Below are 12,392 nucleotides of genomic sequence, written 5' to 3' on the forward strand. Positions count from 1 at the left end.
GAAGTGTCCACATCGTGCTAACCTGAGGGAGGCGTATCAATGACAGCATCGCATCATCTCCTCCAGGCTATGGCAAACCCGGTATGCACCCGACGCTGAGCGTCACCTGCATTCTGAATCTGGTCTTTGGACCGCGGACATTTTCCAACCCTAGCCAGCTCTGAATCGAAACCGGGTCGCGTGCGACTCCAGTTCCCTTCATTGCTCCCCTGACTCCAAAGAAGGCCGGACTGCGTTTGCGCGCACCCGGATGTCATCATGTCACAGAACCCTCTCTCCGAGGGCAGCATCGTGCTGCGCCTTGAATTCTCCATCGCCGACGCTGTGCATCAGCGTGGGCTGTTCTCCGTAATTGTTGCCGCTGTGTCGGCCTGGTGGAATCGGCCCCGCATGCCGACCGATCTGCCCGACAGCCTGCGGGCCGACGTCGGCCTGCCGCCCGCAGAAGGCCCGCTGTTGTGGTACTCGGTGCCATCGCAGCCTGCAGTGCCCAGACTCGACAACCGGAGACGGCATTGAAAGTCCATGGCGGCCGGGGTCCTCCCCGGTCGCCGACCCGCCGCGCCACTGTTGTTTACTCCGGGCCAATCGTCTAGGAACGGCCCGACGTCCAGGAACTGCCAAATGACCGAAAAGACCAAGCTGATCGCCCCGCGTTTGCCGCGCGGTTTTGAAGACCGCACGCCCGGCGAGATCGCGGCGGTGGGCGCCATGATCGACACCATAAGGCAGGTCTATGAGCGCTATGGCTTCGATCCGGTTGAAACCCCGCTGCTCGAGCTTACCGAGACACTGGGCAAGTTCCTGCCTGATACCGACCGGCCCAATGCCGGTGTCTTCTCGCTGCAGGATGACGACGAGCAATGGATGAGCCTGCGCTACGATCTGACAGCGCCGCTGGCCCGCTACTTCGCCGAGAATTTCGAGACCCTGCCCAAGCCCTATCGCTCCTATCGCCAGGGCTATGTGTTCCGCAATGAAAAGCCCGGTCCGGGCCGCTTCCGCCAGTTCATGCAGTTCGATGCCGACACGGTCGGCGCCGCCGGCCCCGAGGCCGATGCCGAAATGTGCATGATGATGGCCGACGTGATGGATGCGCTGGGCCTCAAGGGCCAGTATGTGGTGCGCGTCAACAACCGCAAGGTGCTCGACGGCGTGCTGGCCACCGCCGGCGTCAGCTCCGACGAGCAGAAGCTGACCGTGCTGCGCGCCATCGACAAGCTCGACAAGTTCGGCCCTGAAGGCGTCAAGCTGCTGCTCGGCGCCGGCCGCAAGGACGAGAGCGGCGACTTTACCAAGGGCGCCGGCCTCTCCTCCGACCAGATCGACTCCATCATCGCCTATGTCGAGAGCGGCATTCCCGCAGCTGGCGTCGAACGCGGCAGCAATGCCCATGTTGTGTCGACCATCAACGCGCTGGCGGGCCTGATCGGCGGCTCGGAAGCCGGGTTGCAGGGCGTGCAGGAGCTGGCCTCCATTTTCGGCCTTGTCTCGGCCGGCGGGTTCTCTGATCGCGTGCTGCTCGATCCGTCCGTGGTGCGTGGCCTCGAATATTACACCGGCCCGGTGTTCGAGATCGAACTGACCTTCAAGGTGCAGAACGAAAAGGGTCAGGACGTGGTGTTCGGCTCGGTGGGCGGCGGTGGCCGTTATGATGGCCTGGTGTCGCGCTTCCGCCGCGAACCGGTGCCCGCCACCGGCTTTTCCATTGGCGTCTCGCGTCTCGCCAATGCCCTCAAGCTCACCGGCAATCTCAAGGCCAGCGAGCCGGTTGGCCCCGTGGTCGTGCTGGTGATGGACAAGGACCAGACCGCCCGTTACCAGGCCATGGTCAGCGAGCTGCGCAATGCCGGCATCCGTGCCGAAATGTTCCTGGGCAATACCAAGAATTTTGGCAAGCAGGTGGCCTATGCCGACAAGCGCAATGCGCCTGCGGTGGTCATCGAAGGCAGCCAGGAGCGCGAACAGGGCATCCTGCAGATCAAGGATCTGATTGCCGGCAAGCAGGCCGCTGCGGAAATTGCCGACAATGCCGAATGGAAAGCGGCGCGCCCCGGCCAGTTCGAGATCAAGCGCGACGAACTCGTCTCCGCCATCCAGACCCTGCTGAGCCAGCAATGAGCGGCGCCGCGCTCCGTCGGGTCAATCTGGAATCCCTGGTGGAAGCCCAGGGCGCAACGCGTGCTGCGCCGCCGCTGCTGCTCTCCGCGGATGCCTATTTCGACCTTGCCGGCGAGGAGTTCGGCCGTCGCCTGCTGCTGACCACCGATTCCACCGGCGCCGAACACTGCCTGCGCCCGGACTTCACCCTGCCGATCGTCCAGGCCTACATCGCCGATGGCGTCGGTCGCCCCGCGGCCTTCTCCTATCTCGGGCCGATTTTCCGCCAGCGCGAGACTGGCGCCGCCGAGTTCGACCAGGCCGGTATCGAATTGCTGGCACAGCCCGATGGCGATGTTGCGCTGGACCAGGTGCTGACTTTTGCCCGCGCTGCGATCTCGATCTACGGCATCACCCCGCAGGTGCGCCTGGGTGGTGTTGGCCTGTTCGAAGCGCTGCTGGTGCAGGCCGACATGCCCGACGCCTGGCGCCCACGCATTCGCAATCGCTTCGGCCACACCGAGGCCCTGCAGCGGCTGCTGGCCCGTCTTGAAGCCGCGCCCGACCTGCCGCGCGAGGCCCAGCCAGACCGCGAAGCGCTGCTGGAAGATGTGACCGCGCAAATGGTTGCCACGGGGCTCAGCCTCAACGAGGGCAGGGGGCCGGCCGAGATCGTTGACCGCTACCTGGAACAACAGGCGCTCGACGCGGCCCATGTTCCGGCCGAGACCCTGGCGTTGCTGCGCAGCTACCTCTCCATTTCCGGCCCGGCGCTGCAGGCCCTGACGCGCATCGAAGCACTGGCCGAACAGCACCGGCTGATGCTGGGCGCGCCCATTCGCGCCATCCGCCGTCATCTCAATGCCTTGGGCGAAAGCCCTGTCGTCTTCGACGCCAGTTTCTCGCCGCGCCTCGACTATTATACCGGCATCGTTTTTGAAATGACCGGCGCGGGCGGCGACGTGCTGGCGTCCGGTGGCCAGTATGATCGCCTGCTCGAGCGCCTGGGCGCCACAGCGCCCATCGCCGCCTCGGGTTGCTCGGTGTGGGTCGATCGTCTGGAAGCCGAGGTTCGCGCATGAGCACCCCCAGCCTGACCCTTGCCGTGCCCTCCAAGGGGCGGCTCGAAGAACTGACGCGCGAGTGGTTTGCCGAAAATGGCCTGACCATCACCCGCCCCGGCGGCGCGCGCTCCTATCTTGGCGCCATCGACGGCGTTCCCGACGTGACTGTGCGCTTCTTTCCCGCCTCCGAGATTGCCCGCGAACTAATCCGCGGCGCCATCGACCTGGGCGTGACCGGCCTTGATCTGATCCACGAGACCAGCGAAACCGGGCCTGCCGCCGTCCAAACGCTCAAGCCGCTCGGTTTTGGCGGTGCCGATGTGGTGGTTGCCGTGCCGGAAGCCTGGATCGACGTGACGCACATGCATGATCTGGCCGACGTGGCGTCGGACTTCCGCAGCCGCCATGGCCGCTGGATGCGCATCGCCACCAAATACATCACCATCACCCGCCAGCATTTCGCCGCTGCCGGCATTGCCGAGTACCGCACGGTGGAAAGCCTGGGGGCTACCGAGGCAGCCCCGGCCTCAGGCGTTGCCGACATCGTGGTCGACATCACCACCACGGGTTCGACGCTGGCTGCCAATGGCCTGCGCGTGCTGGAAGATGGTGTGATGCTCAAGAGCCAGGCCTGCCTGTTTGCCGCGCGCAAGCCCGATTGGTCCGCGGAAAAAGCGGCGCTGATGGAAAGCTTCCTGACACGCTTGGGGCTCTCCGCAGCACGCTAGGCACGAACACATTGTCAGCCCTCCCGATTCACGGCACAAATCGGGGGCAGGCCGGGGGACCATATGGCCGACGCTGTCGAGCTGACCATTTTGATGCCGTGCCTGAACGAGGCCGAAACCCTGGCTGTCTGCATTGGCAAGGCGCAGGGTTTTTTGACCCGCACGGGCATTGCCGGCGAAGTGCTGATTGCCGACAATGGCTCCACCGACGGCTCGCAGGCCATTGCCGAGGCGCACGGCGCGCGCGTCATTGCCGTTGAAGAACGGGGCTATGGCGCCGCCCTCGCTGCCGGCATTGCATCTGCCCGCGGACACTATGTCATCATGGGCGATGCCGATGACAGCTATGATTTTTCGCGCCTGGACGCCTTTGTTGCCGAACTGCGCGATGGCGCCGACCTGGTGATGGGCAATCGCTTCGCCGGCGGCATTGCCCCCGGCGCCATGCCCTGGCACCACCGCTATATCGGCAATCCCGTGCTCAGCTTCGTCGGCCGCCTGCTGTTCCGCACCGATGTCAGAGACTTCCACTGCGGCCTGCGCGGCTTCTCGCGTGCTGCCGTGCAGGGCCTCAAGTTGCGGACCATGGGGATGGAATTCGCGTCCGAGATGGTGGTCAAGGCCACGCTCGCCCAGCTCGACATCCGTGAGGTGCCCACGACGCTAGCCAAGGACGGGCGGTCGCGCCCACCGCATCTGCGTTCGTTCCGCGATGGCTGGCGCCATCTGCGCTTTCTGCTGCTGTTCTCGCCGCGCTGGTTGTTTCTCTATCCGGGCGCGGCCTTGCTGTGCATCGGCCTGGTGGTGGGCGGCATTCTCCTGCCCGGGCCGGCGCGGCTGGGGACCATCACGCTGGACATTCACACCTTTCTGGTGGCCGCGCTCTGCGTCATCGTCGGGCTGCAGTCGATTGCCTTTGCCATCATCGGCCGGCGCTTTGCCTCGCGCTATGGCTTCATCCCCCGCTCCGGCAATTATGACCGGTTGCTGGAGAGCCTGACATTGGAGCGCATCCTGCTTGTTGCCGTCGTGCTCATGGTGGTGGGGCTGGCGGCGCTGGTCTGGGGCCTCTCGGAATGGGCGGCGCGCGACTATGGCCCGCTCAATCCCAGCCGGACCATGCGACCGGTGATCCTCGCCACCACCTCGCTCGTCTGCGGCTTCCAGTTGATGATGAGCGGCTTCATGTCGTCGATGATCAACATTCCCATCTACGAACGGCGCCTGGCCGACATGGCCGCACCGGACGATCATCTGCAGCGTCGCCGCAGCACCGACAGGACCTGACCGCCATCATGCTTGATCCCCTTGTTCTGCTGGCCCTGGCCGGCGTCGGCATGCTGGCCGGGTTTGTCGACGCGATTGCGGGCGGCGGCGGCATGATCGCGCTGCCCGCGCTGCTCTCTGCCGGTCTGTCCCCGGTCGCGGCACTGGCCACCAACAAGCTGCAGGGCTCCATTGGCACCGCCATGGCGGCGCTGACCTTCTGGCGCCGTGGACTGGTGTCGATCCGCGCCCTGCTGCCGGCCATGTTGCTCACGTTCGCTGGCAGCCTCAGCGGCGCCCTGGTGGTCAAGCAGCTCGACGTCAGTCTTCTCGACATCGCCGTCCCCGCAGCGCTGATCGGGATCGCGCTCTACTTCCTGTTTGCGCCCAATCTGTCTGATGTCGATCGCACAGCGCGCCTGAGCTTTCCCGTCTTCGTCCCCGTGATGGGCTTTTGTCTCGGCTTCTACGATGGCGTGTTCGGCCCCGGCACGGGCTCTTTCTTCGCCATTGGCTTTGTCACCCTGTTCGGGCTCGGCCTCACGCGCGCCTCGGGCAACACCAAGGTCCTGAACCTGGTTTCCAACCTGGCGGCGCTGAGCATCTTCATCCTTGCCGGCGACGTGGTTTGGCCCGCTGGCCTCGCCATGGCGGCGGGGCAGGTGGCCGGGGGCTATCTCGGCGCACGCACCGGCATCCGCTTTGGCGCCAAGGTCATTCGGCCACTTGTGGTCGTGGTCTCCATTGCCCTGGCTTTGCGCATCCTGTTGACGCGCTAAGGGCAGAGGTCAGGCCTCGTCCAGTCCCGCAGCACTGCGCAGCGCTGCATTGATGCGATCCTGCCAGCCCGGACCATCGTCCTGGAAATGCTCCAGAACGGCGCGGTCGAGCCGCAACGTCACCATTTCCTTGCCTTCAGGGTGCTTGCGTTCGGTTGCGGGCGCCGCGACCGGCTTGGTGGTCACGGCCTTGAACGCGGCCTCGGCCTGATCAAGGGCGCTGCCGCTGCGTCGGGTGGGTTTCATCGAATCGGCCCTGGTTGCTGCACCTGACGCTACAACGGCCCGGCACCTTGGCCCATCATTTCCAGACGCCACCACCAAGCAAAAAGGCGCGGTGTTGCCACCGCGCCTTTCTTGTGAAGTCCGTGACTGGGAAGAAACGAACTCCAGAACTGATTTGGCGTTTCGACTTCCTAGAAGTCCATGCCGCCACTCGGACCGGCTTGACCGGTCCGAGCACTTTACGCTTTGGGCGTTTGGACTTCTTAGAAGTCCATGCCGCCCATGCCGCCCATGCCGCCGCCGGGCATTGCCGGAGCTGCGTCCTTCTTGGGGGCTTCAACGATCAGGGCTTCGGTGGTGATCAGCAGCGAGGCAACCGAAGCGGCGTCCTGCAGCGCATGACGGACGACCTTGACGGGGTCGATCACGCCCAGGGCAACCAGGTCACCATATTCGCCGGTTGCGGCATTGTAGCCGAACGTGGGCGAGCTGTTCTCGAGGATCTTGCCGACCACGACGGAGCCTTCGGCACCGGCGTTGTTGGCGATGCAACGCACCGGCTCCTGCAGAGCGCGACGGACGATGGCAATGCCAGCTTCCTGATCGGCATTGGCACCCTTGACCTTGAGGGCATTGGAAGCGCGCAGCAGAGCCACGCCGCCGCCGGGGACGATGCCTTCTTCAACGGCAGCACGGGTCGCGTTCAGAGCGTCGTCGACGCGATCCTTGCGCTCCTTGACTTCCACTTCGGTCGAACCGCCGACGCGGATCACGGCAACGCCGCCAGCCAGCTTGGCCAGACGTTCCTGCAGCTTTTCCTTGTCGTAGTCCGAGGTGGTTTCCTCGATCTGCGCCTTGATCTGGCCAACGCGGCCCTGGATGTCGTCGGCAGCACCGGCACCATCAACGATGGTGGTGGTTTCCTTGGTGATCTCGACGCGCTTGGCGGTGCCCAGCATGTCCAGGGTCACGTTTTCCAGCTTGATGCCGAGGTCTTCGGAGATCACCTGGCCACCGGTCAGGATGGCGATGTCTTCCAGCATGGCCTTGCGGCGGTCGCCGAAGCCCGGAGCCTTGACGGCAGCAACCTTGAGGCCGCCACGCAGACGGTTGACGACGAGGGTCGCGAGAGCCTCACCTTCGATGTCTTCGGCAATGATCAGCAGCGGGCGCTGCGACTGCACAACCGATTCCAGGATCGGCAGGATGGCCTGCAGATTGCTGAGCTTCTTTTCGTGCAGCAGGATCACCGGGTCCTCGAGGACGGCGGTCATCTTCTCGGCATTGGTGACGAAATAGGGGCTGAGGTAGCCACGGTCGAACTGCATGCCTTCAACGACATCGAGCTCGGTCTCAGCGGTCTTGGCTTCTTCGACGGTGATGACACCCTCGTTGCCGACCTTCTGCATGGCCTCGGCGATCATGTCGCCGATTTCCTTCTCGCCATTGGCCGAGATGGTGCCGACCTGGGCAACTTCGGACGACGAGGTGATCTTCTTGGACGAGCCCTTGAGCGAAGCCACGACTTCTTCGACAGCCATGTCGATGCCGCGCTTGAGATCCATCGGGTTGAAGCCGGCGGCAACAGCCTTCACGCCTTCAACAACAATGGCCTGGCCCAGAACGGTAGCAGTGGTGGTGCCGTCACCGGCGACGTCATTGGTCTTGGACGCAACCGAGCGGAGCAGCTGGGCGCCGAGGTTTTCGAACTTGTCTTCCAGTTCGATTTCCTTGGCAACCGACACGCCGTCCTTGGTGATGCGCGGGGCACCGAACGACTTCTCGATCACGACATTGCGGCCCTTGGGGCCCAGCGTCACCTTGACCGCATTGGCCAGGATGTTGACGCCACGCAGCATCTTGTCACGGGCGTCGGTGGAGAACTTTACTTCTTTAGCAGCCATTGTAGGCGCTCCTTAGGTCGGGTTGAAACGAATATGGAGATCGATGACAGGCGATTAGCCTTCGACGATGCCCATGATGTCGCTTTCCTTCATGATCAGCAGGTCTTCGCCGTTCAGCTTGACCTCGGTGCCGCTCCACTTGCCGAACAGCACGCGGTCGCCGGCCTTGACGTCCAGGGCATTGATCTTGCCGTTTTCGTCACGGGCGCCGGGGCCAACCGAAACAATGACGCCCTCGGAGGGCTTTTCCTTGGCGGTGTCGGGGATGATGATCCCACCCTTGGTCTTTTCTTCGCTGTCGAGACGGCGGACGACCACGCGGTCGTGCAGAGGACGGAAGCCCATGATATGCTCCTTGGTGGCAGCAGGGTTTGATGCAATTTCGGAGCTTGTTAGCACTCGCTCATGGAGAGTGCTAACAAGCTGACGGGCATATAGGACCGGCCTGTCAGCGAGTCAAGATCGGGCGGCCTCAGTTTGTGCACAGCAAGGGGCTAGCCTGCCTCTTTCATCAACCCATGGCAGGATCACATGACACGCCAATGTCTGGACAAGGATATCAAGATCACCCCCGTGGAAGGCCGCGTTCACGTCATATTTGACGACGCCGAGATCGGCAGTTCCACCAACGCCCTCCATCTCGATGAGCCCGGTTGCCCGCGCCGCGTCTATTTTCCGCGCGACGATATCCAGCCCGGCATCCTCGAAGAAACCGAGACGCGCACAACCTGCCCCTACAAGGGCGAGGCCTCCTACTGCACCATCAAGACGCTCACCGCCACCGGCGTTGACCAGGTCTGGTATTATCCCGACCCCTGTCCGCTGGTGGAGCCGATCCGCGATATGCTGGCCTTCTGGGGCGACCGGATCGAAATCCGCTACTCCGCCGTCTAGCGGCCCTTCCAACGGTATCGCTGCGGCGCTCCGCCTTGCCCAGGAGCGTCGCGGTTGCGCCGCGCTTTTTTTGCGCGGCCTCTTTCGCACCGGCCAAAGCTGAGCCATAAGGCAGACATGACCCAGGAAAACACACTTCAGATCAAGCTGCGCCTCAAGGGCGGCAGCGGCCCCAATGCCAACTGGCACTGGGAAATCCACGATTCCACCGGCAAGGTCGTCAAGACCGGCAGCGCCGTTGGCCCCGAGCACAAGGCGTTCGCCACCGCGCGTATCGCCAAGGAAAAGCTGGAACAGTCTGCCAGCCGCTAATCGGCCGGCGCGCCACCACGGCGCGCCTGCTCCTGCCTCGATCCCAGCGACGAGTTGACCTTGACCCGCCCCGCGCCCGTTGCCCCTGATCGCTTGGCTTCACTGGCCGGCGGTCCCCTGCGTGGCATCACGCTCAAGGTGCTGTCGGTCTGCGCCTTCGTCGTCATGGCCTCCATGCTCAAGGCGACCCAGACCATCCCGGCCGGGGAACTGGTTTTTTTCCGCTGCTTCTTTGCCATTTTGCCGGTCGTGGCCTATCTCGCCTGGCGCCGCCAACTGCGCAGCGCGCTCTACACCAGCCGCCCGCTTGGACATGTGCTCCGGGCCTTCATAGGCGTCACATCCATGGGTCTGGGGTTCTTTGCTCTGACCCGGCTGCCGCTGCCCGAAACCACCGCCATCGGCTACGCCTCTCCACTGTTGATCGTTGTATTCAGTGCCGTGCTGCTCAAGGAGCAGGTGCATGTCTTTCGCTGGACCGCGGTGCTGATCGGGCTCCTGGGTGTGCTGATCATCCTCTGGCCGCGATTGACGCTGTTCTCCAGTGGCGCAGCCATGGGTGCGGATGAAGCCACGGGCGCTGCGGCGTCGCTGGGCGCTGCCATATTTTCCGCCTTCGCCATGATGCAGGTGCGCAAGCTGGTGCAGACCGAGCGGACCGAGGCGATTGTCATCTATTTCTTCATTTGCGCCACGGTGCTGTCGCTGTTCACCATTCCCTTCGGCTGGGTCATGCCCACGCCACAGCAGGCGGCCCTTTTGATCGGCGCCGGCTTTGCCGGCGGCGTCGGCCAGCTCCTGCTGACCTCGTGCTACCGCTACGCGGACATGTCGGTGATCGCGCCGTTCGAATATGTCTCGCTGCTGCTGACGATCATCATCGGCATGGTGGTGTTTGCCGAAGTCCCGACCCTTGCGATGATTGCGGGCGCCACCATCATCGTCGCCTCGGGCATCGCCGTCATCCTGCGCGAGCACTATCTCGGACTGGACCGCGCCAAGGCGCGCGAAGCCAACACGCCCTAAGACTTCACCCTATAGACTGACTGCACCATGCCCGAGGGAAACGATCTGGTCTCGACGTGATCGAGCACCATGTCGGCATCCAGCGCGCCAAACAGCGGGATGCCGTCGCCGATCAGCACGGGAATGCGGCTGATCACCATGTCCGAGATCAGCCCTGCGCGAAGAAAAGACTGGATCACCTGGCCTCCATCGACATAGACCCGGCTCCAGCCACGCGCCGCAAACATGTCCATCGCCGCCTGCGGGCTAGCTTCGAGGATTTCCACTTTGTCGGCGATGTCCTCTGCCAGCGCGCTCTGGCGGAGCGAGTGGCTCAGCACGACCACTGGCTTGGCATAATACCAGGGCTGCATATCCTTGATCACCTCGAAGGTGCCGCGCCCCATCACCACGGCATCAACCCGGTCCATATGGGCATTGAAGCCGTGGTCCTCGCCTAGTGTTGGATATTCCGTCAACCAGCCGATGTCGTGGTTCCGCCGGGCAATAAACCCGTCCAGACTGATGCCGATGAAGATATGGCCGGTCGTCATAGTGTGCTCCCGCTGTTGATGCGGTTGCAGCTAACGCAGTGTCCTGTCAGGCTTTGTCAGCAGCGTGGATACTATCCGGCCACGGCCATGTCGGCCCAGCTCTGGCGCTTGCGATAGATCGTCGACGGGCTGATCTCGAGCGCAGCGGCGGCAAGTGACACATTGCCGCCAAAGCAGGCGATGGCATCCTCGATGATGCGCTGCTCCTGCTGCCACATCGGCAGAATAGCCGGTCGGCGACTGGCCTTGGCCTCCGGTTCGGCAATGCGCAGGTTGTCCTTGGCCTCTATATCGGCCTTGGCCAGCATGTCGGCCCTGATCTCACCGCCGTCGAACATCACCACCAGGCGTCGCACCAGGTTCTGGAGCTGGCGCACATTGCCCGGCCACTCGGCGGCTGTCAGCAGCGCCGACACCTCTGGCGCAAAACCCGAGAAGCGCTTGTGCTCCTCACTGGCGAAGTGCGCCAGGAAGTGGCGCGCCAAGGGCATGATGTCAGTGGGACGCTGCCGCAGCGGCGGCAGGTGAATGGGCAGGACATGCAGCCGGTAGAACAGGTCCTCGCGGAACTTCTTTTCCGCGATCAACTGCATCGGATTGCGATTTGTGGCGCAGATCACCCGAACATCGACGCGGCGCACGCCGGCCTCGCCGACCCGGCTGAGCATGCCGGTCTGCAGGAAGCGCAGCAGCTTCGATTGCAGCGACAGATCCATCTCGCCGATCTCGTCGAGAAAAAGCGTGCCGCCGTCAGCCAGTTCGGCTGCGCCCTTGCGGTCTTCATGCGCTCCGGTGAAGGCGCCGCGCGCCACGCCGAACAATTCGCTTTCCATAAGATCGCGCGGGATAGCCGCACAATTGATGGCGACCAGACGCTTGCCGGCGCGGTGACCCTTGTTGTGCAGTGCCTCTGCACAGACTTCCTTGCCGGTGCCGCTTTCTCCGGTAATGAACACCGGCGCCGAAGAAGCAGCGATCCGTCCGATCTGTTCATAGACGAACTGCATGGCGCTCGACGCGCCGATAAAGCCGGCGAAGTCGCTGATGGCAGCGCCATCGCGGCATTCGATACCCAGCGAACGACCCTTGCCATGACGCAGGGCCAGCTCGCTGATCCGCGCGGCCATGGCCTGTCCATTGATGGGCTTGGCGACATAGTCATGTGCACCTGCACGCATCGCCCCGACCGCGGCCGTGACCGAGGTGCCGTTCGCGACCGCGACCACAAGCGCGCCGCTTGCCAGGCGCACTAGCCGCGCCATTGCGTCGTCGCTATGGTCGGCCAGGTCGCGCAGACTGCCAAGATCGGCCAGGATGATGTCAAAGCTGGAATCGCGCAGCAGGTCTGCAGCGGCGCGACCGCTGCTTACGATGCAGACTTGCGTCAATCGGTCCAGGCTTTGCGAGAGCGCATCTGCCACAGAACGGGCATGATTCTGATCTTGATCGATCAGCATCAGCTGTCCACCCGGGGCGCCATTGCTCTGGTCTTGCATCGCCATACGGCCCGGCCCTCGTACTAGTCTGGTCACAAAATCCGGTCCCTTGAGCGACTTCCGTC

General features: G+C 63.7%; 14 protein-coding genes. 9 read left to right on the forward strand and 5 right to left on the reverse strand.

What is annotated here, in order from left to right; genetic code table 11:
• Positions 1-258: 258 nt before the first annotated feature.
• From K1177_RS00760 to K1177_RS00785, 6 genes are all read left to right on the forward strand, one after another.
• Complete coding sequence (locus K1177_RS00760) at positions 259-519, forward strand: hypothetical protein (protein ID WP_224701283.1); 261 nt, start codon at positions 259-261, stop codon at positions 517-519.
• Positions 520-624: 105 nt separating this feature from the next.
• Positions 625-2,121 (forward strand): histidine--tRNA ligase, encoded by a 1,497-nt coding sequence (hisS, locus tag K1177_RS00765; protein WP_224701285.1) that lies wholly within the window; start codon positions 625-627, stop codon positions 2,119-2,121.
• Positions 2,118-3,182 (forward strand): ATP phosphoribosyltransferase regulatory subunit, encoded by a 1,065-nt coding sequence (locus tag K1177_RS00770; protein WP_224701287.1) that lies wholly within the window; start codon positions 2,118-2,120, stop codon positions 3,180-3,182. Before hisS ends, K1177_RS00770 begins: the two co-directional genes overlap by 4 nt.
• Entirely contained in the window at positions 3,179-3,892 is a 714-nt protein-coding gene (gene hisG / locus K1177_RS00775; protein WP_224701289.1) for an ATP phosphoribosyltransferase, read from the forward strand. The genes K1177_RS00770 and hisG overlap by 4 nt, the downstream gene beginning before the upstream one ends.
• 63 nt (positions 3,893-3,955) lie before the next feature.
• Positions 3,956-5,179, forward strand: coding sequence for a glycosyltransferase family 2 protein (locus K1177_RS00780; protein WP_224701291.1), 1,224 nt, complete (start codon positions 3,956-3,958; stop codon positions 5,177-5,179).
• An 8-nt stretch (positions 5,180-5,187) separates the two neighbouring features.
• Positions 5,188-5,937: a TSUP family transporter gene (locus K1177_RS00785; protein WP_224701293.1), complete on the forward strand. Its 750-nt coding sequence runs from the start codon at positions 5,188-5,190 to the stop codon at positions 5,935-5,937.
• 9 nt (positions 5,938-5,946) lie between these two features.
• Here K1177_RS00785 and K1177_RS00790 read toward each other — a convergent pair whose 3' ends face one another.
• From K1177_RS00790 to K1177_RS00800, 3 genes are all read right to left on the reverse strand, one after another.
• Complete coding sequence (locus K1177_RS00790) at positions 5,947-6,183, reverse strand: BrnA antitoxin family protein (RefSeq protein ID WP_224701295.1); 237 nt, start codon at positions 6,181-6,183, stop codon at positions 5,947-5,949.
• Positions 6,184-6,425: 242 nt separating this feature from the next.
• Complete coding sequence (groL, locus tag K1177_RS00795; protein ID WP_224701297.1) at positions 6,426-8,066, reverse strand: chaperonin GroEL; 1,641 nt, start codon at positions 8,064-8,066, stop codon at positions 6,426-6,428.
• Between the two features lie 54 nt (positions 8,067-8,120).
• Positions 8,121-8,411 carry a co-chaperone GroES gene (locus K1177_RS00800; protein WP_224701299.1) on the reverse strand — a complete coding sequence of 97 codons (291 nt, stop codon included), beginning with the start codon at positions 8,409-8,411 and terminating at the stop codon, positions 8,121-8,123.
• Between the two features lie 186 nt (positions 8,412-8,597).
• Here K1177_RS00800 and K1177_RS00805 point away from each other — a divergent pair, with 186 nt between their 5' ends.
• The 3 genes from K1177_RS00805 (at position 8,598) to K1177_RS00815 (ending at position 10,298) form a co-directional block, all read left to right on the forward strand.
• Positions 8,598-8,960 carry a DUF427 domain-containing protein gene (locus K1177_RS00805; protein WP_224701301.1) on the forward strand — a complete coding sequence of 121 codons (363 nt, stop codon included), beginning with the start codon at positions 8,598-8,600 and terminating at the stop codon, positions 8,958-8,960.
• A gap of 117 nt (positions 8,961-9,077) precedes the next feature.
• A complete protein-coding gene (locus K1177_RS00810; protein WP_137151081.1) occupies positions 9,078-9,272 on the forward strand; it encodes a hypothetical protein in 195 nt (64 codons plus the stop codon).
• 60 nt (positions 9,273-9,332) lie between these two features.
• Positions 9,333-10,298 carry a DMT family transporter gene (locus K1177_RS00815; protein ID WP_224701303.1) on the forward strand — a complete coding sequence of 322 codons (966 nt, stop codon included), beginning with the start codon at positions 9,333-9,335 and terminating at the stop codon, positions 10,296-10,298.
• Here K1177_RS00815 and K1177_RS00820 read toward each other — a convergent pair.
• Both K1177_RS00820 and K1177_RS00825 read right to left on the reverse strand, forming a co-directional pair.
• Entirely contained in the window at positions 10,295-10,831 is a 537-nt protein-coding gene (locus tag K1177_RS00820) for a dihydrofolate reductase family protein (protein WP_224701305.1), read from the reverse strand. The two genes, K1177_RS00815 and K1177_RS00820, sit on opposite strands and share 4 nt — an antisense overlap.
• 71 nt (positions 10,832-10,902) lie before the next feature.
• The gene (locus K1177_RS00825) at positions 10,903-12,288 is read right to left on the reverse strand and encodes a sigma-54 dependent transcriptional regulator (protein ID WP_224701307.1); all 1,386 of its coding nucleotides are present in this window, start codon (positions 12,286-12,288) and stop codon (positions 10,903-10,905) included.
• Positions 12,289-12,392: the final 104 nt, after the last annotated feature.

The sequence above is a fragment of the Devosia aquimaris genome (genome assembly GCF_020169335.1).
Classification (GTDB): Bacteria; Pseudomonadota; Alphaproteobacteria; order Rhizobiales; family Devosiaceae; genus Devosia; species Devosia aquimaris.